Annotated in this window: 21 protein-coding genes and 1 pseudogene; 15 read left to right on the top strand and 7 right to left on the bottom strand. The window is 33.9% G+C overall.

All coding sequences use genetic code 11. The annotated features are described in order from the left end of the window. Positions 1 to 35: 35 nt before the first annotated feature. Together BSU00_RS02820 and BSU00_RS02815 are read left to right on the top strand one after the other, a co-directional pair. Positions 36 to 752 carry a YebC/PmpR family DNA-binding transcriptional regulator gene (locus BSU00_RS02820; RefSeq protein ID WP_105003026.1) on the top strand — a complete coding sequence of 239 codons (717 nt, stop codon included), beginning with the start codon at positions 36 to 38 and terminating at the stop codon, positions 750 to 752. Positions 753 to 918: 166 nt separating this feature from the next. Next, a complete protein-coding gene (locus BSU00_RS02815; protein ID WP_105003025.1) occupies positions 919 to 2,538 on the top strand; it encodes a class I SAM-dependent methyltransferase in 1,620 nt (539 codons plus the stop codon). A 49-nt stretch (positions 2,539 to 2,587) separates the two neighbouring features. Here BSU00_RS02815 and BSU00_RS02810 read toward each other — a convergent pair whose 3' ends face one another. Together BSU00_RS02810 and BSU00_RS02805 are read right to left on the bottom strand one after the other, a co-directional pair. After that, complete coding sequence (locus BSU00_RS02810; RefSeq protein WP_105003024.1) at positions 2,588 to 5,089, bottom strand: PIG-L family deacetylase; 2,502 nt, start codon at positions 5,087 to 5,089, stop codon at positions 2,588 to 2,590. A 144-nt stretch (positions 5,090 to 5,233) separates the two neighbouring features. Further along, positions 5,234 to 6,661 (bottom strand): ATP-dependent RecD-like DNA helicase, encoded by a 1,428-nt coding sequence (locus tag BSU00_RS02805; protein ID WP_105003023.1) that lies wholly within the window; start codon positions 6,659 to 6,661, stop codon positions 5,234 to 5,236. 103 nt (positions 6,662 to 6,764) lie between these two features. On the opposite strand from BSU00_RS02805, the gene BSU00_RS02800 reads away from it, so the two are divergent. Genes BSU00_RS02800 through BSU00_RS02790 form a run of 3 tightly spaced genes read left to right on the top strand, consistent with a single transcriptional unit; the run spans position 6,765 to position 8,847 of the window. Next, positions 6,765 to 7,499 carry a hypothetical protein gene (locus tag BSU00_RS02800; protein WP_105003022.1) on the top strand — a complete coding sequence of 245 codons (735 nt, stop codon included), beginning with the start codon at positions 6,765 to 6,767 and terminating at the stop codon, positions 7,497 to 7,499. Beyond that, complete coding sequence (locus BSU00_RS02795) at positions 7,477 to 8,307, top strand: DUF3822 family protein (RefSeq protein WP_105003021.1); 831 nt, start codon at positions 7,477 to 7,479, stop codon at positions 8,305 to 8,307. The genes BSU00_RS02800 and BSU00_RS02795 overlap by 23 nt, the downstream gene beginning before the upstream one ends. Beyond that, a complete protein-coding gene (locus tag BSU00_RS02790) occupies positions 8,308 to 8,847 on the top strand; it encodes an RsmD family RNA methyltransferase (RefSeq protein WP_105003020.1) in 540 nt (179 codons plus the stop codon). It begins immediately after the preceding gene. 146 nt (positions 8,848 to 8,993) lie between these two features. On the opposite strand, the gene acs is transcribed toward BSU00_RS02790, so the two are convergent. After that, positions 8,994 to 10,916 carry an acetate--CoA ligase gene (gene acs, locus BSU00_RS02785; protein ID WP_105003019.1) on the bottom strand — a complete coding sequence of 641 codons (1,923 nt, stop codon included), beginning with the start codon at positions 10,914 to 10,916 and terminating at the stop codon, positions 8,994 to 8,996. Between the two features lie 116 nt (positions 10,917 to 11,032). Here acs and BSU00_RS02780 point away from each other — a divergent pair, with 116 nt between their 5' ends. Further along, the gene (locus tag BSU00_RS02780; protein WP_105003018.1) at positions 11,033 to 11,806 is read left to right on the top strand and encodes a sulfite exporter TauE/SafE family protein; all 774 of its coding nucleotides are present in this window, start codon (positions 11,033 to 11,035) and stop codon (positions 11,804 to 11,806) included. Between the two features lies 1 nt (position 11,807). On the opposite strand, the gene BSU00_RS02775 is transcribed toward BSU00_RS02780, so the two are convergent. Both BSU00_RS02775 and BSU00_RS02770 read right to left on the bottom strand, forming a co-directional pair. Beyond that, positions 11,808 to 15,080 (bottom strand): VCBS repeat-containing protein, encoded by a 3,273-nt coding sequence (locus BSU00_RS02775; protein ID WP_105003017.1) that lies wholly within the window; start codon positions 15,078 to 15,080, stop codon positions 11,808 to 11,810. A gap of 191 nt (positions 15,081 to 15,271) precedes the next feature. Beyond that, positions 15,272 to 15,742 carry a Dps family protein gene (locus BSU00_RS02770; protein ID WP_105003400.1) on the bottom strand — a complete coding sequence of 157 codons (471 nt, stop codon included), beginning with the start codon at positions 15,740 to 15,742 and terminating at the stop codon, positions 15,272 to 15,274. 118 nt (positions 15,743 to 15,860) lie between these two features. Here BSU00_RS02770 and BSU00_RS02765 point away from each other — a divergent pair. Beyond that, a pseudogene (locus tag BSU00_RS02765) lies at positions 15,861 to 16,798 on the top strand (hydrogen peroxide-inducible genes activator). 32 nt (positions 16,799 to 16,830) lie between these two features. On the opposite strand, the gene BSU00_RS02760 reads toward BSU00_RS02765, so the two are convergent. Continuing rightward, a complete protein-coding gene (locus BSU00_RS02760) occupies positions 16,831 to 18,492 on the bottom strand; it encodes a SulP family inorganic anion transporter (RefSeq protein ID WP_105003016.1) in 1,662 nt (553 codons plus the stop codon). 138 nt (positions 18,493 to 18,630) lie between these two features. Between BSU00_RS02760 and pyrR the strand changes: the two genes are divergently transcribed. The 5 genes from pyrR (at position 18,631) to BSU00_RS02735 (ending at position 21,770) form a co-directional block, all read left to right on the top strand. Beyond that, entirely contained in the window at positions 18,631 to 19,182 is a 552-nt protein-coding gene (gene pyrR, locus BSU00_RS02755; protein ID WP_105003399.1) for a bifunctional pyr operon transcriptional regulator/uracil phosphoribosyltransferase PyrR, read from the top strand. Positions 19,183 to 19,204: 22 nt separating this feature from the next. Continuing rightward, complete coding sequence (locus BSU00_RS02750; RefSeq protein ID WP_105003015.1) at positions 19,205 to 20,137, top strand: aspartate carbamoyltransferase catalytic subunit; 933 nt, start codon at positions 19,205 to 19,207, stop codon at positions 20,135 to 20,137. A 2-nt stretch (positions 20,138 to 20,139) separates the two neighbouring features. Continuing rightward, positions 20,140 to 20,475: a ribonuclease Z gene (locus tag BSU00_RS02745; protein ID WP_105003014.1), complete on the top strand. Its 336-nt coding sequence runs from the start codon at positions 20,140 to 20,142 to the stop codon at positions 20,473 to 20,475. 117 nt (positions 20,476 to 20,592) lie between these two features. Next, the gene (locus BSU00_RS13850; protein WP_105003013.1) at positions 20,593 to 20,829 is read left to right on the top strand and encodes a T9SS type A sorting domain-containing protein; all 237 of its coding nucleotides are present in this window, start codon (positions 20,593 to 20,595) and stop codon (positions 20,827 to 20,829) included. After that, positions 20,829 to 21,770, top strand: coding sequence for a ribonuclease Z (locus BSU00_RS02735; protein WP_105003012.1), 942 nt, complete (start codon positions 20,829 to 20,831; stop codon positions 21,768 to 21,770). The genes BSU00_RS13850 and BSU00_RS02735 overlap by 1 nt, the downstream gene beginning before the upstream one ends. Here BSU00_RS02735 and BSU00_RS02730 read toward each other — a convergent pair. Further along, positions 21,767 to 22,132: a CoA-binding protein gene (locus tag BSU00_RS02730; protein ID WP_105003011.1), complete on the bottom strand. Its 366-nt coding sequence runs from the start codon at positions 22,130 to 22,132 to the stop codon at positions 21,767 to 21,769. The genes BSU00_RS02735 and BSU00_RS02730 overlap by 4 nt on opposite strands. Positions 22,133 to 22,225: 93 nt before the next feature. Between BSU00_RS02730 and BSU00_RS13120 the strand changes: the two genes are divergently transcribed. The 3 genes from BSU00_RS13120 to BSU00_RS13110 are packed head-to-tail and all read left to right on the top strand — an operon-like array spanning position 22,226 to position 24,629. Next, positions 22,226 to 22,774 (top strand): carboxypeptidase-like regulatory domain-containing protein, encoded by a 549-nt coding sequence (locus BSU00_RS13120; protein ID WP_233188558.1) that lies wholly within the window; start codon positions 22,226 to 22,228, stop codon positions 22,772 to 22,774. A 20-nt stretch (positions 22,775 to 22,794) separates the two neighbouring features. Beyond that, a complete protein-coding gene (locus BSU00_RS13115) occupies positions 22,795 to 23,172 on the top strand; it encodes a hypothetical protein (RefSeq protein ID WP_233188557.1) in 378 nt (125 codons plus the stop codon). Next, entirely contained in the window at positions 23,136 to 24,629 is a 1,494-nt protein-coding gene (locus BSU00_RS13110; RefSeq protein ID WP_369820269.1) for an outer membrane beta-barrel family protein, read from the top strand. The genes BSU00_RS13115 and BSU00_RS13110 overlap by 37 nt, the downstream gene beginning before the upstream one ends. Positions 24,630 to 24,653: the final 24 nt, after the last annotated feature.

Genomic DNA, 24,653 nt, shown 5'->3' with positions numbered 1-24,653 from the left:
TAATTACATTTGCAGAGTTAAATTAATAAAAACATATGGGAAGAGCATTTGAATTTAGGAAAGCAAGAAAAATGAAACGTTGGGCGGCCATGGCCAAAACCTTTACACGTATTGGTAAAGATATTGTAATGGCAGTTAAAGAGGGTGGCCCGAATCCTGAAACTAATTCACGATTACGTGTGGTTATTCAAAATGCCAAGGCTGCTAACATGCCTAAAGACAACGTAGAACGAGCAATAAAAAAAGCATCCGACAAGACTACTGAAAACTACAAAGAAGTTCTGTTTGAAGGATATGCGCCACATGGAATAGCAGTTCTTGTTGAAACAGCCACTAACAATAATAACAGAACCGTTGCAAATGTAAGAGCAGCCTTTAATAAATGTAATGGTAATTTAGGTACTTCAGGTTCTGTTTCCTTTATGTTTGACCATACAGTTAACTTTAGAATTAACGAAGCTTCTTTACAACAAGATCTCGAAGAATTTGAATTAGAAATGATAGAATTTGATGTCGAAGAGATATTTAAAGATGAAGACGGTATATTAATTTATGCTCCTTTTGAACAATTTGGCGCCATTCAAAAATACTTAGAAGAAAATAGCCTTGAAATTCTTTCCTCCGAATTCGAAAGAATCCCAACCACTACCACTAAACTTTCGCAAGAACAACAAGAAGAAGTGGAAAAGCTTTTGGAAAAACTTGAAGAAGACGATGATGTTAATCAGGTCTACCACAGTATGGACCTATAGTTTACATCGCATTCATAAGTATTCACAGCCTTCCTTACAGAAAGCTTTTTTATGTATATTACTATTTCTAGTACAATACCCTAATATCTAATTATATCCATTTAGATCTCACGGTATCGAATATTTATAAATTCAAATGATTATCTTTAGGTAAAAGGAACTATTTATGTTATCTAAGGAAGAAAAAACAACACAACGAGGAATTTTATTCCGTCATTTGGATGGAATAGTTACCGTTCCAACAGCCTTTGTTTTATGGCAGCAAGGAGTTACAGAATACCTTCTCAAAAATAAAAAATCAACATTGCATGAGCTTTGCAATTATTTCAACGCCAACGAAGGTTATTTAAATGTAGGTTTAAGAGTTCTTGCCTCCCAAGGGTGGATCAAGCAAACAATAGATAACCAAAAAAATAGTGTTCAATTCGAAATTACTGCCAAATCACCTATTGCTTTTTCTTATTTCCAATACTATAAAGAAGCAAATAACGTTTTACAATCCTTAGAAAATTTCTCCATTAAAAACATTAGGACTGAAGCCTTAGTTAAAATTGAAAAACTGTATGCGAACTACCAATTATTTCATGAAAAATTAGACGAAAAGAAAGGTATAGAAAAAGAAATACTCGCACAAGTACTCAGCCATATGGAGGGAATTATTTTAGGACCTATAGCTGTATTGTTAGGTATGAGTGGCTTATTTCACAAATACTTTATGGAAACCAAATTTGAAGCAGAAGAATTTCATAAGGATCCAAAAACATTTTCACGCATTTTAAACTTACTTTCAAATTTAGGTTGGTTTGTAAAAAACAATCAAGCCTATGAATTTACCGACAAGGGACTGTTCTATGCCAGAAGAGCAGCAGCTTATGGAGTAACGGTTTCCTATATCCCTATGCTAGCAAAATTAGAGCAACTACTTTTTAAAAACGCAAGCATTATGGAGAGAAAATCTTTAAACAATGAGGAAGTCCATGTTAATAGAGCCATGAATGTTTGGGGGAGCGGAGGGGCACATAATGCTTATTTTAAAATTGTTGATAGTATAATTATTGCGCTATTTAACAGGCCCATTCATGAACAACCTAAAGGAGTAATTGATGTTGGTTGCGGTAATGGAGCTTTTCTAACGCATATATTTAATGTTATTGAAAACCAAACGGAACGTGGTAAAATTTTAGAAGAATACCCATTGTTTCTTATTGGTGTAGATTACAACACAACTGCTATTAAAATAACTAAGGAAAATTTAATAAAAGCAGATATCTGGGCAAAAGTAATATGGGGTGACATCGGAAACCCCGAACAGTTAGCCAAAGACTTGTATGAAAAGTACACAATAAACTTGTCGGACCTTCTTAACGTAAGAACATTTTTAGACCATAACCGAATGTGGACAGAACCTAACCCTGAAGTAAACAAAAATACAGTGGCATCAACTGGAGCTTTTGCTTTTAAAGGAAAACGTCTGCCTAATATTAAAGTTATTCATTCTTTAAAACAACATTTTAAAAAATGGTTGCCTTATGTAGAAAAATACGGCTTATTACTAATTGAATTACATACTTTACCACCAACTTTAGTTGCTAAAAATATCGGAAAAACTGCAGCAACAGCATATGATGCAACACACGGATATTCCGACCAATACATTGTAGAATTAGATACCTACATGCATATTATGAGAAAGATTGGCTTAATTCCAGATGAAAAAACTTTTCACAAGTTTCCGAATTCCGAATTAGCAACTGTTTCAATCAACTTATTCACTACAAGTAAATAAAAAGTACCCTCCTAAAGAAGGTACTTTATTAAGTTTACGACCTAAAAAATTACTGTTTTATAGGTGCTGTTTGTAACGATAATAGGTTTGCAAAAAGTTTATAGGCTCCTGGTACACCTGCAGGTAGTTCTCTGAAAAAACTCAAGCCAGTATATATATAATTTCCTTTACCGTACTGGGCAACCAATAAACTTCCTTTTTTAGGAGACTCGCCACTATCTTGCATAGCGAGAATTGGTGTGTATTCTTTACTCCAAACATTTGGAAAATACAGGCCTCTTTCTTGTACCCATCCTTCAAAATCAGCACTTGTTATCTTGTTTGGATACTGCAAAGCAGGATGATCCTCTGCTAAAAAGGTAACCTTTGCATTTTCATCAGTCACACGATCTCGTGATAATTCCAACAAAAATGGCGCTTGTACATCTACGCGTCTATTGGTATTGTATTGCACTACGAGATTACCACCATTCTTAACATACTCTAATAAAAATTTTTGTTTTAATTGCAAAACATCTTTGGTATTATATGCCCTTATTCCTAAAACAATAGCATCAAATTTGGAAAGATTCGATCCGTTTATATCGTTTGGATCCATTTCTGTAACGGTATACCCTATTTGACGTAAACTTTCAGGAACAGCGTCACCAGAACCTTGTATATACCCAATTAAAACCCCTTCCTTTTTGATATCCAACCGAACAACCTTAGCCTCTGAAGGGAGTAAAACAGATTGCTTTGGTATGTGGCTATAGTTTATTGTTATAAGCTCTTTATTATAGGTAACACCTCCTATTTTGGCAATTGCTTTGACCATACCTTCCGATTCGCTTTCCGTAGGCTTTACTTTAAAAACAAGGGTGACTTTATCTTCTTTCTTTTGAATAGAAAAAGACTGTTCTTTAGGGAAAACTTCCCAACCTTCGGGAACCTTTAAATATAATTTCCCATCAACATTTGCGCTTCCTGCTCTAACGTCAACGGCAACCTCTTGCATCGTATTATCTGCAAACAACATAACCTTATTCGTTAACTTCGTAGTTATTGCTGGTAAGACTTCAAAAGGCTCGAATATCTCTCCTTTATCGCGTTTAGAATACTTGTAAACTAAGGGTCTATTAATGTTGAATACTTCATTTTCTATAGCAATAGTAAAAGCAATGTTTATAGGATTTTTACTTTCCGGATTACCAATTATACTTTGCTCTGAAACTGCATACATTCCTAAACTCCAAGGGTTTTGTAACCAATAAGGATCAGAATAGGGCAACGCTCCGATAGCAATAGTTTCCTTGAAGTTCAGTTTTTTATTCGGAAGTAAATCTACATTTTTATTTATAATTCGACCTTTTGGAAGTATTGTAACGGCAGATAAAGTGGCGTTAATAGCACTTCTATTTAAAACCTCAAACGTAATATCCATATCACTATTTGGAACCGCACTACCACTGCTAGCATTTGCCTCTAGGTATATCCCCGAACAAGCAACAATTATATCTGCAATCTCTTTTTGTTTGATGTTTCTCCAATGGCTATTTTCTAACTTCTTAATTTTTTGGTATGCGAATACTAAGTCCTCTACATGAACTGAAGGATTCACGAAGTTAAAATTATTTTCAATGGCATATAAAATAGCACCAATTTCTTCACCTCCCTCAATTCTGCTCCATGTAGTATTTATACCAGAGAATATGTCGTTTTGATTTTTGGGCTTTTCGCCTTTTAAAAACTCCATGTATTCTTCCTGGCTCCCTCTAGTTGTTAATCTCCCAAAGCCTTGGCATAAATGCTGGCTACTAGCTATCGAGGCCAATTCATTATTAGACAATCCTTTTAACGGATAATACACCCCAACATCTACTTTAGCTATATTCGATTTATCTGCTTTGGAAAACTTTTCTCTACTGCCATAGAACCACCACGAAGTATTAAAAAAGAGTCTATTCGGTTGCCATATGTCCGTAGATTTTAATTGTTCTCTGTATTGTAATGGATCTGCTGCCAAATCAAAAGCCTTTACGCTTAGCATAGCTGAAGTGGTATGATGTCCGTGCGTAGTTCCAGGGGTTCTATGATCGAACCTATTGATAATAACATCCGGTTTAAAAGTTCGTATCGCCCATACAACATCTGCCAAAACTTCGTTTTCATCCCATATTTTAAGCGTCTCGTCTGGGTGCTTTGAGTACCCAAAATCATTCGCTCTGGAAAAACGCTGTTCTCCACCATCAATACTTCTTGCTGCCAATAATTCCTGAGTTCTAATAACACCGAGTAATTCACGCATCTCCGGACCGATCAAATTCTGTCCTCCATCTCCTCTAGTTAGAGAAAGATAGGCTGTTCTTGCTTTTTGTTCGTTGGCCAAATAAGCAATTAATCGGGTATTCTCATCATCTGGATGTGCCGCTATATAAAGCGCTGAACCTAAAAAATTTAATTTTTGAATTTTCTCGTAAATTTGATTCGACGTTAATTTGGCTGGTACTTGTGCCATACTAACACTAACTAGCCAAATCAAACAATAAAAAAGTATCGATTTTTTATTCATTCCTTAGGGTTTAAATGAATAACAAATGTAGTTTATTTGAAACCCTTTTACTACAAATTAACAAAACACTAACATTTAAAACAACAACACAGAAAGACTATTTTGTTCAATAAAAAATTATGCAATACACTAAAAACCTATTTTTTAAGTAGTAAAATACGTTTCTTTAAACCCGATCAAATAAAGTCTTTCTTGTGCCCTTGTTACCGCAGTATACAACCATCTTAAATATTCAACGCTCGGACCATCTGGCAAATAAGGTTGCTCTACAAAAATGGTTTTCCATTGACCTCCTTGACTTTTATGACAGGTCATGGCATAAGAAAATTTTACCTGAAGCGCATTAAAATATTTATTTTTCTTTACTCCCATAAATTGTTTATACTTCGATTTTTCATTGACAAAATCTTCCTTTACTGCCTCGTATAATCGATTGGATTCTTCATAGGTTAAAGAAGGACTTTCACTAGTAAGGGTATCTAATAACAAAACTGTTTCAAAAGGCTTCATGTCTGGATAGTCAATCATTCTTACCACCACTTCTGCAAATGTAAATCCGTACAAATTTTTGATGGAATTAATTCGCATAACCTCACAAATATCACCGTTGGCAATAAAACCAGCCGAAGAAGAATCTTTAAGCCAATAATAATTATTTTTAACCACCATGACATAATCTCCCGTAGAAATCTCATTTTCCTGACCTCTAATTTTAGTGCGTATTTGTTGGTTGTATTGATTTGCTCGTTTATTTGACCGAACAATTATAGCAGTATCTTCCACTCCAATATCACCATCATAGGCACTAGTAATGGCATCTTGAATTTCATAGCCATCTTCCAAACGAATGACATCTTTAAAACCCAATTTAAATTGAAAATCGACTGCACCATTCTGAATTAAGAGTCTTAAATCAGTTGCATTATACAATATTCCCGAATTTTCCTTTTGACGAACAACCTCGTCTAGTTCTATTTCCTTTATGTCTTTATCAAAATTAAAGGCCAAACTATCTGCTTCCAAAGCAGGACTTAAAGATAGTTTTACTGGAGGTAATTGTGCAGTATCTCCAAGAAAAACAATCTTGCAATTTACACCTGAATACACATAGGAAATTAAATCGTCTAAAAGCGAACCATTTTCAAACAACTTAGCATGTTGTTTTTCGTTAGAAATCATAGACGCCTCATCTACAATAAATATAGTATTTGTATGTTTGTTCGGTTGCATCACAAAGCGAACACCTCCACTGCTTTCTTTTTTTGGAAAATAAATTTTTTTATGAATGGTAAAGGCCTTTTTACCGGAATACCCAGAAATGACTTTTGCTGCTCTTCCTGTTGGTGCAAGTAAAACAGCTTTCTTTTGTGCCTTCCATAGACTATTTACAATTGTACTTATGGTGGTAGTCTTTCCCGTTCCGGCATATCCCTTTAAAACAAACAAAGCATCCTTGTTAGTTTCAAAGATAAAATTAGAAAGCTGCACGAGTAATTCGTTCTGTTTAACGGTTGGCTCATAAGGAAATTTTTCTAAAACTTCGGCATAAAATTTATTGGCAGATACTATCATAAATTCAAATAATATTCAAAGATATATCTTATTATTGTTAAAAATTTTATTGGTTAAAAAAAAATTGTAGATTTGCGATTATCATATATTAAAAATTAAAAAAATGAATTTATTGTTAATGATTTTGGCAGCGGTGATTGTTGCGTTTCTAGTAGCGGTTGCTATAGTAAAGTTTGTACCCCTAAAGATGAGATGGTTAGTTTCTATTTTGTTATTAGCTGCTTCGGTTTTTCTAGTGTATAAAATTTACGGTGGTATAATGGAACCAATAAATTTTGACAAAGATAAAAAAATACGATATGCTAAAGTTATTAACAATGCACGTCTAATACGTGATGCGGAAATTAAATACAAAGAAGCTAAAGGAACCTATACCAGTAATAAAGACTCATTAATTGCCTTTATCGAAAATGGTAAATTAGTGCTTACAGAAACTAAAAATGTAGAAGAAAAAGTTGATAGAGGCGGAGGAATTGAAGTTACAGTATCTAAAAAAGTAGTGGACACTATTGGATATGAGCCTGTTTCAAAATATTTTGAAGGTAAAGATTACAAAAATATGTTTAGTGTTCCTGGTACTGATCAACAATTTGAATTAGCTACAGGTACTGTTGAAAAAGTAACTGGATTATTCGTACCAGTATTTGAGGCGAAAGTTAGTAAAAAGCCAATTTTAAAAGGAATGTCACCTTCTCTTGTAAAACAAGAATTAGAGGTTATTGAATCTGACGAAGTGAAAGGAGAATTTATTTCTGTTGGTTCTTTAAACGAAGTTACCACAAGTGGAAACTGGCCTCCATCTTACGATAGAACTAATGCAGTTAAAAAAGAAGACTAAAACATTTGGCGTTAACGCCGGCATAAAAAAATTATCCATCCAATTTAATTTGGATGGATTTTCTTTTTATATCTCAAACAGCGATTCGGATACTCCAATCCTATATACCGAATATTCGTTTCCTGTATCTATTGCCACACCCGAGCTTCTCTTGGAAAAAATAATTGCTATTTTTTCTGAGGACAAAGACTTACAACAAAACTTTACTTCGGTTATGGCAATTCATCAAAATAATTTATTCACGATGGTTCCTGAAGAATTATTTGACCGAAATAGCCTTCAAAATTACCTCAAATATACTGTCAAAACACTAGCAACAGATTATATAACTTATGATTTTATCTCTCCTTTACAGGTCAATACAGTATACATACCTTACGTAAACATCAACAACTATATATTTCAAAATTTTGGAGAATTTGAGTACCACCATCACATAACTGTACTCATTAACAAATTACAAAAACAAAAAGAGGCTTCTAAAGAGGTACCAACAGTGTACGTTAACGTTTCTAAGAAAGAATTAGATATTATTATCTTCAAGAACAATACTTTACGGTTCAGTAATTCTTTTACCTACCAAACCAAAGAAGACTTTATTTATTACATCTTATTTGTTGCCGAGCAATTACACTTGAACCCAGAAGAATTTCACTTGTACTTTATGGGGAAAATTGAACCAAATTCGGCTTTATACGAAATAACCTATACATTTGTAAGAAATGTAGATTTCATTCAAAACACAAAAGTTAATTTTAACGAAAACGATCCGTTTTCAGCACATTCTAACTTTATACTATTAGCATAAATGCGAATTATATCAGGAAAACACAAAGGCAAACGTATTACGGCTCCAAAAAAATTACCGGTACGACCAACCACAGATATGGCGAAAGAATCTTTATTCAATATTATCAATAACAACTACTATTTTGACGCTATCTCTGTTTTAGATTTGTTTTCGGGAACGGGTAATATTAGCTATGAGTTTGCATCTAGAGGAACTTCTGAAATCTATGCTGTAGATGGGCACTACAGTTGTATCAAATTCATAGAGCAAACTTCAAAAGACTTAGACTTACCTATACATGCCATAAAAAGTGATGTTTTTAAATTTCTAGAAAAAACAAAATTACAAACCGATATTATTTTTGCCGACCCTCCCTATGATTTTGAGGAGGATAAATTTAAAAAAATTGTCGATTTAGTTTTTGAAAATAATTTGCTTACAGAAGAGGGGTGTTTAATAATAGAACACTCTAAGCATACTACCTTGTCTAATCACACTAAATTCACTTATGACAAAAGATACGGTGGATCCGTTTTTAGTTTTTTTGAAAACGACTAAAATAAAGGTGTTTTAACTTTAGTAACACGATCGATTTCGTTTTTTGTGCAACATAGATAGAATAAAAAAATAGTTTCCTAAAAAGAATTTAAGAAACTATTTCATGCTGTAAGCAATTATATTAGTCTTGGTTTTTTTATAATTATCTACTTCATTGCAACCACAAGCCTGTTGTCGATAATGTTTTGTACCACCTCTGGATTCAATAAAGTAGAAACATCTCCTAAATTATTTAAATCATTGTGTGCTATTTTTCGCAATATCCTTCTCATAATTTTACCAGAGCGGGTTTTAGGAAGCCCAATGGTAAATTGTATCTTATCTAATTTTGCAATAGGTCCAATATGCTCGGTTATTATCTGATTTATTTCTTTTCTAAGGTTTTCATGATTCCTACCCTCTCCTGTTTCTTTTAATATAACATAACCATACAAAGCACTTCCTTTTATATCGTGAGGAAAACCAACTATTGCGCTTTCCGCAACTGCTGGATGCTCGTTAATAGCGTCTTCTATAGGAGCGGTTCCTAAATTGTGTCCGGAAACAATGATAACATCATCCACTCTACCTGTAATTCTGTAATAGCCAACCTCATCGCGTAAAGCACCATCTCCTGTAAAATATTTACCTTCAAAAGCAGAGAAATAAGTTTCTTTGTATCGCTGATGGTTACCCCAAATAGTTCTTGCCATAGAAGGCCAAGGAAATTTCACACATAGTCTCCCATCTACTTGATTTCCTTTTATTTCCTCTCCTTGTTCGTCCATTAAAGCTAATTGTATTCCAGGAAGAGGAAGCGTTGCATACGTTGGTTTTGTGGGAGTCACATACGGTATCGGAGAAATCATGATACCTCCAGTTTCGGTTTGCCACCAAGTATCTACAATAGGACTCTTCTTTTTTCCTACGTTATCATTATACCAATGCCATGCCTCTTCATTAATTGGCTCTCCAACGGTTCCAAGTACTTTAATGGAAGATAAATCATACCTATCTACAAACTCTAGATTCTCTTTGGCAAGCGCTCTTATTGCAGTTGGTGCTGTGTAAAATTGAGATACTTTGTGTTTCTCTACGATTTCCCAGAAGCGACCAAAATCAGGGTAACTAGGCACACCTTCAAACATAACGGTTGTAGCACCGTTTGCCAATGGCCCATATACGATATAACTATGACCTGTTATCCAACCAATATCTGCCGTACACCAATAGACATCTTGTTCTTTATAATTGAATACATTTTTAAAAGTATGAGCAGTGTATACCATATATCCAGCCGTAGTATGCAACATCCCTTTTGGATTTCCAGTAGATCCTGAAGTATACAAAATAAATAATGGGTCTTCCGCATCCATTACCTCAGCAGCACAATTATCAAATGCATTTTCTAATAGTGGTGCAAGCCATGCATCCCTCCCTTCTTTCATGGTAACATCTGTATTAGTTCTTTTTACTACCAATACTGTATTTACAGAAGCGCAACTTTCGAGGGCTTCATCTACAATTCCTTTTAAATCGATAGTTTTAGCACCTCTAAAAGAGCCGTCAGAGGTAAGTACCATTTTCGCTTCACAATCGTTGATTCTTGTTGCCAGGGCTGATGAGGAAAAGCCAGCAAAAACAACCGAATGTACTGCTCCAATTCGAGCACAAGCCAAAACAGAAATTGCCAATTCTGGAATCATCGGTAAATATATACATACTCTATCTCCTTTTTTCACACCTTGTTCCTTTAAAACATTTGCCATTTTACAAACCTTTCGATGTAGTTCCGTATAGGTAATATGCTGCGCTTCCTCAATCTTATCATTTGGCTCGAATAAAATAGCTGTTTTGTCTCCTCTAACACGTAAATGTCTATCAATACAATTTTCCGTAATGTTTAGTTTTGCTCCCTCGAACCATTTGACCTCTGGCTTTGAAAAATCATACGATAAAACTGTATCCCATCGTTTCTTCCAAACAAAATGTTCCTCTGCAATTTCTTCCCAAAAAAGCTCTGGATTTCGAATCGATTTCCTGTAAACTTGATAATATTCTTCTAAATTTTTTACGTGGTAATTACTCATCTATGAAATCTTTTATATTTTATTCAAAAACTAAGCTACTATTTTTTTTTGTTTTCAAAACATTTTTTCTACTAACAACATAAGATTTTGGATTAATATTTATATTTGATTTCTGTATGGAAATAAATACACTTTTAAAAATAGCTATCGAAAACTGGATAGTACTTCTTTTATTTTTTAGTATCGCTATACTTTATTCTTCTGTTGGTTTTGGCGGTGGCTCTAGTTATCTCGCTGTCTTGGCCTTGTCTAGTTTGGCTTTTCCACAAATAAGAGCAACCGCTTTATTGTGCAATATCGTCGTTGTAGGAGGCAGTGTAATTATCTATGCAAAAAATAAAGAATACAACTGGCGAAAAGTCATTCCTTTAATTACTTTAAGTATTCCGTTATCTTTTTTAGGCGGTTATTTAAGAATAAATGAATCTTTTTTTTTCATATTACTAGGCCTTACCTTATTGGCAGCTGCAATTGCGATGTGGAATAGTAATCAAACAATAACTACTGCACTCGAATCTACTAAAAAGAGCTATCTAAAAAACGGACTTTACGGAGGAATTATCGGCCTTATTTCTGGAATGGTTGGAATAGGTGGAGGAGTATTTTTAGCGCCACTACTTCACCTATCGCATTGGGATTCCTCACAAAAAATTGCTGCGACAGCGAGTTTTTTTATTCTCGTAAATTCTTTGAGCGGTTTTATTGGGCAAAGTACAAATCCAAACTTTACCTTAGACTGGAACCTAGCCTTACTTTTATCAGCAATGGTATTTCTTGGAGGACAAATCGGTGTTCGTTTAAGCTACCGTTTTTTTTCTCCAATTGTACTTAAAAAGGCAACAGCCATTTTAATTGCTTTTGTAAGTGTAAAAATATTGTCAGGAGTTTAAATTATACTTCCAATAGTTTAAGCATATTGTTTTTTGAAAAAACTAACAGATACTTCTTATTGCCGATTGAAATTTTCTCCATAGCACGAACTTCCAATCCATTAAAAATATTTAAGGGTATTGTTGGAAAGTTATCTGTTTTGTGCATTAGATATCCTTTATTTGCATCGTAACGCACGGTTTCTACCTCTGCCTCGTATAAAGTTCCAACACCTAAAAGCTCTGGAGTACCATCATTGTCAAAATCTATTTCTTCAATATGTGTCGTCGGGCCAAATTGCGCTTCATCAGGTAAAGGTTGAATGGTATAACCTCCCTCACTATTGTTCAGCAATACCAAGGAATGAAAAGTACTCGCTTCAAAATGTGTTGCACTACTCAAACCACTGGCACCATATATGTCTTTAAGAGTTGCATTAGCAAAGCCTGAATAAGAAGTAAACTTTTGATTTAGCATAGGAATTTGTTCAGAAGAACACTCTTTCCCTCTCACTGGTAATAAGACCCCCTGTTTAGAGGTTTTACTTAAAACAACATCGAAATTACTATTTTTATCAAAATCACTAGCATATATGTGCAATGGCTTCTTCTGGCTTGGCTTAAATTTATTATTTGCTCCAATATTTCCTAAGACATAATCTTCCAATCCATCCTTATTGATATCCGTAGCCTTTACCGTAAAAAACCAACCCGAAAACTCAGAGAGCATCTCTGTATTTACACTTTCAAATTTACCGTTAATATTTGCAAACATACCAACTGGCATCCACTCTCCAACCACGATCAAATCTTTGGTACCATCTCCGTTAAAATCGGTAAATATTGCGTCATTCACCATTCGTAGTTGCTCAAAATCTTCTGCATAATTTTTGGTTGCATCTTCAAAAACACCATCGTTATTTCTCCATAATTTTGAGGGATAAGATAAAGGATATCTACCAGGAATTACGCCTCCTCCGATAAAAAGATCTAGATCACCATCCGCATCAAAATCACTTGCTTTTACTACAGAAGATACTGATTTAGTAGCATTTAAGGTATTTGCTTTAGTGAAATTACCCTTTCCATCATTTACATACAATCTATCCATTAAATAATCGCTATTAACCACATCTTCATAACTTCCACTAGCTACGTATAAATCTTGGTCACCATCATTATCAAAATCGAAAAATATAGATGTACTATCTTCATAATCCTTATCGTTACGAAATACTGCTTCACTGGTCTCTAAAAAGGTGCCATTTTTTTGTTGTAGGTATAATTTACCAGCTGCACCTTTAGCATTACCAACAAAAAAGTCATCTAGACCATCTTTGTTTACGTCAGCAACTGATAATGCAGCTCCTTTTTCACTTTGTTTTTGTGGTAATAACAGCTGTAGGTTATAATCGTCAAATAAAGTCTCTTTGTGGCGATAACGCACACCAAAAGCAGTTGCATTTAATAATTGTTTAGATGCAGTGCTTTCTACTGATTCTTCTGTATTGGCATCCTCTATAGAAATATTTAAAATTTGATTTACTGTCACATTTCTGAGCTTACTTACTTTTCTTGTAGGCCATCGTACGGTTATACTGTCTACTATACTATTATTCTTCAAACCAAAATGAAGGTTGGAGGAAACAGACGATTGAAAACCTCTACTCGGATATTGTGAAACAGATTGCATCATACCGTTGGTGTATACATAAACCGAAGCTCCGATAGCATTAGGATTGGTATTTGTACCTTTTAAAGCTATTGTGAGATAATTATTAGTTTGGTTATTTTGGTACAAGCTAACATTATCCATTTGATTGTTTATTACCAAGTCCAAATCACCATCTTTATCCAAATCAGCATAGGCAATACCGTTAGAATTAATATTTTCACGGAGTCCCCAGTCTTTATTAATTTTTGTAAAAGTAACTCCTCCGTTATTTTTAAAAAGTTCGTTTTGAACTTTTACAGATGGCATCATTTGAATGGCTTGCTCCAAGGTAACTTTTTGTCTATTAACAATATTTCTTTTCATTTGATTACGAAAATCTTGATTCGATAGATCGTGTAATATTCCATTTGTCACAATTAAGTCTTTATAGCCGTCGTTGTCAAAATCTGCTAACAAGGGCGCCCAACTCCAATCGGTTTTAGCAATATTAGACAACTGTCCTATCTCACTGTATACACCATTCCCTAAATTCAACTGTAAAGTGTTAGACATGTATTGATGGTGGTATCCGGCTTCTACCACTTTATTGAAATTCTCCGTACTCATTGACTTCATGTTCTCCTTACTTCTAACATGATCTGCAGCGACCATATCTACGGTAACCAAATCTGGTTTTAAATCATTGTTGATATCTGCAAAATCAGAACCCATACTATTGGCCGTAATATGTTGAAAAGTTTCTAATATGGTGTTACTAAAAGTACCGTCTTGGTTATTTACATACATAAAATCTCCTTCTAAAAAATCGTTGGCAACATAAATATCAGGCCATCCATCGTCATTAAAATCACCTATAGAGGCACTTAAGCCCCAAGCTTTATTCAAAACACCAGCTTCTTTGGTTACCTCAATAAATTTACCATCTATATTTTCAAAAAGTTGATCCGTAGTTATCGCTGAAAAAGAATTTTGCAGTTTTGTATCTATAACAACATTATTTCGAAAATCGGCTCGGTGGTTAACCAAATATACATCCAAATCTCCATCCAAATCATAGTCTAAGAAATACGCCTGTGTAGAAAAAGCTTTGGATGCTAATCCATAAATGGATGCTTGTTCTTTAAAAGTTCCATCTTTTTGATTGATATATAATTTATTGGCTCGCTCTACATCGTTGTTTAAAGAGCCTGATTTACATACGTAAATATCCAACCAACCGTCTGCGTTTATATCTATCATGGATACTCCGGTGGTCCATCCATCGATATCAGAAACAGCAGCAACTGTTGTAATGTCTTCAAATTTAAGTTCTCCTTTATTAATAAATAATTTATTAGTTCCTTGGTTTGAACTTAAATACACATCTTCTAATCCATCATTGTTTACATCACCAATGGCTACTCCCCCACCATTATAGATATAAGAGTAATTCAAAAAATTAAAATATAAATTTTCTTTCACGTTATTTTGAAAAACTAACCCACTTTGCTCTGGTGAAATATTTTCAAATAAGGAGTTTTGCAAGAAAGAAGTTTCTTCGTATTCTTTTGTTTCTTCCTTTGAAACACAATGCATAAAAAGTAAACACATAATTCCATAAAACAAAAACTGAACCCGCATAAATATCTATTTTGAATACTATATAAAACCTGAAAATACTATAGCTGCTCCGTACTACTAAATTTATTCACCGTATGGTAGAAAAAAAAGGACAGACAACATCGATTTAGAGGTAAAGAACTAATAAAATTCTATAAAAAACAAAAAAGACAACTTAAAAAGTTGTCTTTTGAATTTGCTAGTGTATTTGGTTATCCTAACCAAGAATTCATCATCCAAACTACTTTTTCTTGTTCGGATATAAAATCACTCATCATCGAATTAGTTCCCTCGTCATTAGCCACATCAGAGAGGTTTAAAATCTCTCGCTCTAAAACTAATAATTCCGACAAAGATTCCACTACAAGTGTAACAGCTTCAACATCATTAGAAACATTCTTACCTACAGGAACGGAAGCTAATTTCACATAATCGTTAAACGTATGCAACGGACTCCCGTGAAGGGTAAGAATACGTTCGGCTACTTGGTCTATCTTTTCTTGAGCATCGGTGTATAATTCCTCGAACTTAACATGTAATTCAAAGAAGTTTTTCCCTTTAATATTCCAGTGCAATCCTCTAACATTTTGGTAATACACTTGAAAGTTTGCCAACAAAACATTCAATTTATTTACTAAAGTTTCTGTTTGGCTTTGGTCTAATCCAAAAATTGTACTTTTCATGATATATAAATTTTTAGTTTTTTCATTTCTACCAGTCAAAATTATACCAAATTTAACCAAATTTATTATAAGTATAATTGATTGTTTTAATATCTTTATCGAAAATTATTATTAAAAAATGACCATTACACAATTAAAATATACCCTGCAGTCGCAGAATATAAAAACTTTACCGTTGCTGCCGAACACTCATTCGTTACACAACCTACATTAAGCATGCAAATTCAGAAGTTGGAAGAAGAATTAGATGCAAAAATATTCAATAGATCCAAAAAACCTATTGAACTAACTGAGGTAGGTAAACGAATTGTAAAGCAAGCGAAGGTAATTGTTGATGAAAGTAATCGCATTATTGATATTGTACACCAACAAAAAGGATATGTTGGTGGGGAATTTAAATTAGGAATTATTCCAACTGTAATGCCTACCTTGTTGCCAATGTTTCTAAAAACATTTAATAAAAATTATCCAAAGGTACATTTGGTAATCGAAGAACTAACTACCGAAGAAATTGTGCGAAAACTTATGGATGGGCATATTGATGCGGCAATTGCTGCAACTCCATTAGAAAATGAAGCTATCAAAGAACGAGTTTTATACTATGAACCTTTTGTAGGACTTATTCCTGAAGAGCATCCATTATTTTCCAAAAGTAAAATAAGTATTGAAGAACTCGATGTAAATGACATCTTATTATTAGAAGACGGTCATTGCTTTAAGGATAGTGTACTAAATCTCTGCAGGACTACTAAAAGTAACAAAAACATACATTTTCAGTTGGAAAGCGGCAGTTTCGATACCCTGATAAAATTATCGAAAGACGGTCTTGGCATGACATTACTACCATACCTAAATACCTTAGACTTAAATTTAGATGATAAAAAACACCTGCGAGAATTTGAAACACCACCACCTGCGAGAGAGGTTAGTTTAATTTACCATAAATCACAACTAAAAATGCAGCTTGTCGAGGCGCTAAAAAGCACTATCGATAGCGTGGTTAGAGGAGCCATTGCTTTTAACGATGTTAAAATAATTAGTCCACTCCAAAAGTAAAATATAAAAATCCCGCTTGTGCGGGATTTTTATTAAAATTTATATTCAGATAGTGCATTTGGAAATTCTTCCGGATTAGCAGCTAAATGGTACCTTGGGTCGTTTACGGTTTCCTCAATTACGGTAGTGAAAATAGGACTTGCTTTGTACAATAACAATTTACAATCCGCACTTAGATGTTTTAGGGTAACCTTTTTTCCAACTGCTTGGTATTTTTCTACTATAGTAAAAATAGCTTCTATCGCAGAATGGTCAGAAACTCGTGATTCCACAAAATCTATTTCTACTCTTTCTGGATCGTTCTTTATATCAAATTTTTCGTTAAAAGTACTAATACTTCCAAAGAATAAAGGCCCCCAAATCTCGTACACCTTTGTTCCATCTTCTTTCCTTCTTTTTCGCGCCCTAATTCTTTTGGCATTTTCCCATGAGAAGACCAAAGCACTCACAATAACTCCTGCAATAACAGCAATTGCCAAATCAAAAATAACGGTTAAAGAAGATACCAAAATTAAAACAAATAAATCGGTTCGCGGAATCTTATTCGCAATCCTAAAACTAGACCAAGCAAATGTTCCAATTACGACCATAAACATAACACCTACTAAAGCACCAATTGGCACTTGCTCAATTAAAGACGATGCAAACAAAATAAACAGTAATAAAAAAACAGCAGCTGTAATACCAGACAATCTTCCTCTACCACCACCTTTAATATTGATAATAGATTGTCCGATCATGGCGCAACCACCCATTCCACCAAACAAACCTGTAATGATATTAGCACCACCTTGTGCTAAACATTCTCGGTTCGAGTTTCCTCTAGTTTCCGTTAAATCATCGATTAGGTTTAAGGTCATTAAAGATTCTATTAAACCTATAGCAGCTAAAATTAATGCATAAGGAAAAATAAAAACAAAGGTTTCTAAATTTAGTGGGATTTTAGAAAAGGTTTCTAACACAGGAGTTGGCAAACTTCCTTTAAGACCTTCTCCTCCCCCGTCTCGAATAAAAGACCCAACAGTAGCAACATCGGTACCAGAAAAAATGACAATGGCAGATACTACCAAAATAGCAATTAAGGCTTCTGGAAGTTTCTTGGTAGCTTTAATTTTCGGTAGTCCCCACATCATCAGCATGGTTACTCCCACTAGCGAAAGCATTATCCAAAAATCGGTATTACTAAACAATGCAGAAAACCATTCCCCTGGTTGCCCGATAAGTGTTATCCCTTCTGGTGCAATAGAGGGAAACATTTTTAATTGTGCAAGAAAAATCACGATAGCTAATCCGTTTACGAATCCCATCATTACTGGATGTGGGATCAAACGAACAAACTTTCCTAACTTTAAAACACCAGCAAGCATTTGAATGCAGCCCATAAGCATGACGGTGAGAAATAAATAGTACAACCCTAAATTTTCTCCAGGGTCTCCCATTGCATTCCCTTCACTGACAAGGTTTACCATAACAACTGCTAAGGCACCGGTAGCCCCGGAAATCATCCCTGGTCTTCCACCAAAAATAGAAGTAATTAAACCAATCATAAAAGCAGCATAAAGTCCTACTAAAGGATCTACACCAGCTACAAATGCAAAAGCCACGGCCTCAGGAACTAATGCTAGCGCTACCGTTATGCCGGATAACACATCGTTTCTAACATTTCCTACTTTTTTTCTAATAAACTCAGTCATACTTACTTAATAATTTCTAAAAGGCGCAAATATAGATATAATTTGGCATCTGTAGGTTTATTCAACTTTAATTTTGAGGACGTGTTTTTTTGTGCTAATTTTGAATACTGAACCTATCAAACAAACTTGATAGCAACAATGAGCAGAAAAACACTACTTACCGAAAAGGAAATTGAAATCATTCTGCATCGATTGGCTTGTCAGCTTATCGAAAATCACAACGATTTTTCCAATACCGTTTTAATTGGTTTGCAACCTAGAGGTTCCTATTTAGCGCATAGACTAGAAAAATTGCTGCGGAATGACTATAAAATTAAAGATTTACAATTGGGCCTATTAGACATTACGTTCTATCGTGATGATTTTAGAAGAAGAGAAGCACCTTTAGAAGCTACAAGTACAGAAATTAATTTTCTCATAGAAGGAAAAAAAGTTGTCATAATTGATGATGTTTTATATTCTGGAAGAAGTGTGCGTTCTGCCTTAACTGCTATGCAATCGTATGGAAGACCCGATAGTATTGAATTATTAGTTTTGATTGATAGAAGATTCAGCAGACACCTCCCGATTCAACCGAATTACAGGGGAAGACAAGTCGATGCAATCAATAAAGAAAAAGTTGTTGTGCATTGGAAAGAGACCCATGAAACAGATATCGTATACTTAGAACAGAAAGAAACCACCAAATAAATAATATCTAAAAGGAATTAAAATGAAGCAGCTAAGTGTGGAACATTTACTAGGAATTAAATATCTTAATAAAGATGATTTAGATCTTATTTTTGAAACTGCATCGCACTTTAAAGAAGTTATTAATAGACCGATTAAAAAAGTCCCATCGCTTCGGGATATTACCATTGCTAATTTATTTTTTGAAAATAGCACTCGAACGAAACTTTCTTTTGAACTAGCAGAGAAACGCCTATCGGCAGATGTCATTAATTTTTCTGCAGGCCAGTCGTCAGTAAAAAAAGGAGAAACCTTAATAGACACTGTTAATAACATTTTATCTATGAAAGTGGATATTGTAGTAATGCGACATTCTAACGTAGGTGCAGGTATTTTTTTATCGAGACATGTAGATGCAAAAATTATCAACGCAGGTGATGGCACCCACGAACACCCTACACAAGCATTATTAGATAGTTTTTCTATGCGTGAAGCGTTAAATAGTTCCCTCAAAGGAAAGAAAATTGCCATTGTTGGAGATGTGTTACACTCTAGAGTGGCGCTATCTAATATTTTCGCACTTCAATTACAAGGAGCAGAAGTTAAAGTCTGTGGCCCTTCGACTTTAATTCCACGATACATATCTAGTTTGGGAGTTGGAGTGGAAACTAACTTAAAAAAAGCTCTAGAATGGTGTGATGTTGCTAATGTTTTGCGTGTACAACACGAACGAATGGCAATTAAATACTTTCCATCGACTAGAGAATACACCCAACTTTTTGGCATACACAAAGAGCTTTTAGATAATTTAGGGAAGAAAATTATCATTATGCATCCAGGACCTATTAACAGAGGCGTAGAGTTAACGAGTGATGTAGCGGATAGTGAGCAGTCTATTATTTTAGACCAAGTTGAAAATGGTGTTGCCGTGAGAATGGCAGTAATCTACTTACTAGCACAACAGATAAAGAGATAGGAATGCATATTGTAAAACACAAAAATTATACGCTTGTCAATACTGAGGAAACTAATTTTGAATTATTCTTAAAGGAATTCCAAAAACACTATACCTCTATCAATAAAAACCATTTAATCATAAACATTTCGTCGAAAAACAATTTTTCTGATGAAAATATTTTATTATTTTTGATTTATTCTGAGTTACAAAACAAAAATGGCAAATCTTTTGTAGTAGTTTCAGATGAGGCAAATATTGATAATTTTCCAGAAGATTTTAATATCGTCCCTACCGAGTTAGAAGCGTTAGACATTATTGAGATGGAAGATATTCAAAGAGATTTAGGTTTTCTATAACCATAGCATTATTCATCACCCCTAATGAATTATTATGATTAAAAAATTACTATTACTTACACTCTTTTCCGTTTCTTTCGCTATTTTTTCGCAAGAAAAAATATCGATAATCTCGGAATGTCACCAAATCCTTTTACGGAAAGCACTAAAATTTACTTTGATTCTAGCACCAATCAACCGGTATATTTTACGGTTAGAAATGTTTTAGGTAGAACCATTATTCACAAAAAAATCGAAGCAATTTCAGGAACAAATACTTTTTATTTATACAAAAATAACTTAAAATCAGGTATGTATCTTTACGCCATAACCTCAAATAATCAGGTAATTTCTAAAAGATTCGTAATAAAATAATGAGTTTAAACCTTACCATTTTAGGTTGTCATTCGGCGACTCCAAGAGTAAACGCATATCCAACATCTCAATATTTAGAAATTAATAATCGATCTTTTTTAATCGATTGTGGAGAAGGTACACAGCGTCAAATGCGCAAATACAAAGTGGGATTTTCTAAAATAAATCATATTTTTATATCGCATTTGCACGGAGACCATTTTTTTGGACTTGTTGGTTTGTTATCTACCTTTGGCATCTTAAATAGAGAGAAAGACCTACATATCTACGGACCAAAAGGACTCAAAGAAGTAACCGTACTACAATTAAAAATTGCGAAATCATGGACAAAATATACCATTGTATTTCATGAACTTACCTCGGATGAAAGTGAGTTAATTTTTGAAGATGATAAAGTTTCAGTGTACACTATACCTCTAGAGCATCGTGTGTATACAAACGGATTTTTATTTGTTGAAAAACCAAAACAAAGAAAACTCGCAATGGAGGCTATTCAAAAAATTGAAGAGATACAAACTTGTGATTACCAAAATATAAAGTCTGGAAAAGACTTTGTGCTTTCTTCTGGAGAAACTATCTCGAATAGCTTGTTAACAACAGATCCCGAAAAGCCAAAAAGTTATGCCTTTTGCAGTGATACCTGTTACAAACCAGATATTATTCCTATAATTAAAAATGTAGATTTGTTATATCATGAGGCAACTTTTCTAAAAGATCGTGAAGATTTATGTGAAAAGACAAAACACGCAACTGCAGAACAAGCTGCATTAATCGCGAAACAAGCCACTGTAGGAAAGCTAATTATAGGACATTATTCAAGCAGATATACCGATTTAGATAAATTTAGAGAGGAAGCAAAAACACAATTTGAGAATGTAGAATTAGCAAAAGTTGGAAGAAAATACTCAATAGATAAATATCCTATCGAAGTAGCTACCTAATATTGTTTTGTACTTAATAAAACTAAAGTACACGCATTTTCAGTCTTAATACCTTTCTTTTCTAAAAGTGATGCAAAAACTTCATTTTCTGTTCCGGGGTTAAAAATTACACGCTTAGGATTTAAGTTTTGTATGTATTCGTAATAGTCTTTTTGATTGTTAGGACTTAAATATAGGGTTATGGTATCTAAGTTTTTAAATTCCTTCTTTTCTGAAAAAATTGGAATTCCCGCAACAATCCCATCACTTCTCCCAATAGCAAAAGTATCTATACTATTCTTTACTAACATTTTAATAGCACGATTCGAATATCGTGTTTCGTTGGCTGATGCTCCAAGTACTAGCGTTGTCTTTTTAGGCATTTGTTAAGTAATTGTTAAAAGCGAAAAGATATAGTAACAAAGATACAATAAGAGTAGTCTTACAAAAAGAATATAAAAAAATAAACAAAAGAAATGAAAAACTTACTACTACTAATTTTAACTTTTTCTTGTCTTTACCTACAGGCACAAATGCCCAAAAAACGACTTTCAAAACCAGGAAGTGTTTCAGGAAAAGTGATTGATAAAGTAACCAATGAATCCCTGCCTTATGTAAATATTGTAGTTAAAGATGCGGCTAATGAAATAATCACAGGAGCGATTACTAACGATAATGGAATTTTTAATATCAAGAATTTACCAGAGGGAAATAGTATTGTCGAGGTACAGTTTATTGGCTATAAAACAGTAAAAAAACCGATCTCAATTCAAAAAGATAATAGAAAAATAAATCTTGGAACGATCGCACTGCAAGAGGACGCCACAACTTTAGATGAAGTGGAAATTAGAGCAGAAACTTCAACTGTAACCCAAAAAATCGATAGAAAAGTAATTAATGTTGGAAAAGATTTAACTGCAGCTGGTGCAACTGCGTCTGAATTATTGAACAATGTGCAATCTGTAAGTGTAGATAGTCAAACAGGAAATATTAGTTTGCGTGGAAATGAAAACGTGAGAGTTTAATAGATGGAAAACCATCGAACATGCCGGCATCTCAACTGCTAAAACAACTCCCATCTGCATCTATTAAAAGTATAGAATTAATCACGAATCCTTCGGCAAAATACAATCCCGAAGGTATGAGCGGTATTATAAATATAATTTTAAATAAAAATGCTAATATGGGCTTTAACGGTTCTGTTAATACTGGTATTGAAGCAGGACATTACGTTCGATACAATGCTTCCACTAACATGAATTATAAAACCGGGAAAGTAAACTTTTTTGGAAATTATGGGTATAACGGAGGTGACAATTATAATTACGGACATGTAATTCGACCAGGTGTTAATATGCAAGATTTTATATTCACCGATAATCGAGAATCTCATTTATTAAAATTAGGTGCAGACGTTACATAGATGACAAAAACACATTTTCTTTTTACACTACGCAAAATTGGTCGGACAATACAGTAAACGGAACAGCCAAAATAACAGATGTTTCTGGTACCATAGTTAGTAATGCTCCAAATGTGCAAAATTTAGATAGTAAAAATCAAACGTATAATGTAAATTACACGCATGAGTTCGAAAAAGGACATAATATAGAATTTGAATCTACTTTCTCGATTAATAAAACTCCGCAATACTTACTCAATCAGGATTTTATACAACCAGATAATGGAAATTTGAATTACTTTAATGATATTTCTAATGAAAGAAATAATGTTTTGTTTAATATCGATTACACAAAACCTATAAGTAAAAAAGGGAAATTAGAGTTAGGACTAGAATATCGTGAGGACAACACAGAAAATACCAATATAACCAACCAAGAGTTTTCCAATAATTCTTCATTTACCTATAATAGAAAGATATACTCAGGGTATGTCAATTACGGTCATCAATTTGAAAAGATAGCGATGCAAATTGGAGCGCGTATAGAGCAATTTAATGTAGAAGGTAATTTTAATGAGGTTAGTAAACCGAGTGAAGACGTTGAGGACGAAATTTTCACTATTTATCCCTCTGCCTTTTTTACCTACACTCCTTCGGAAAAGAATCAATTCCAACTTTCGTATAGCAAACGAGTGGATCGTCCAAATATCCAGCAAGTAAATCCTATAAGAGAATGGAGTACTCCTTTAATAACTTCCGTTGGAAATGAGTTTTTAGACCCGCAATTTACAAACTCTATTGAATTAAATTACACGCGAAAAGTAAAGGGAGGATCGATAACATTTGGAGGATTTTACAGAAATATCAAAGATGTCATTTCACGAGTAACCTACCAAGATCCAACAAATCCTGACGGACAGATATTAACATTTCAAAATTTTGATGATACCAATGCTTATGGTCTAGAATTATCTGCAAGTTATAGAATTGCAAAATGGTGGAGAGCAAACGCAAGTACCGATTTTTATGCACAAAAGCAATTTGGAGTAACCGATCTTAACAATCCTGATGCGGAGAGATTAGAAGTACAAAATGAAGTTTTTAACGCGCGTATTAGTAATAGTTTTACCGTATCCGAAAAACTAAAACTACAGTTATTTGCTATGTACCGTGGAGAAAATCAAGATATACAATGGAAAATAGATCCAATGGCAATGGTTAATATTGGAGCTGATTATAGTGTTTTAAAGGGAAAGGGAAATATCACATTTAGAGTAAACGATATCTTCAAAACCATGAAGTTTAAATTTGATTCATCTAATCCATTTGTACAAAATGGTCAATTCAATTGGGAGAGTCGAACAACCTATTTAGGATTTAGCTACAGATTTGGCGGTGGAAAAAACAGAGCAAAGCAAGAAGACAAAGGGATACTAATGAAAAACAAGGCGGTGGCGGATTTATTTAAAACAAAATAGCACTTACAAAAGTATAGGAGGTTT

This window comes from Tenacibaculum sp. SG-28 (genome assembly GCF_002954385.1).
In the GTDB taxonomy this organism is placed as follows: Bacteria; Bacteroidota; Bacteroidia; order Flavobacteriales; family Flavobacteriaceae; genus Polaribacter.
This window is presented reverse-complemented; position numbering and strand designations above follow the sequence as displayed.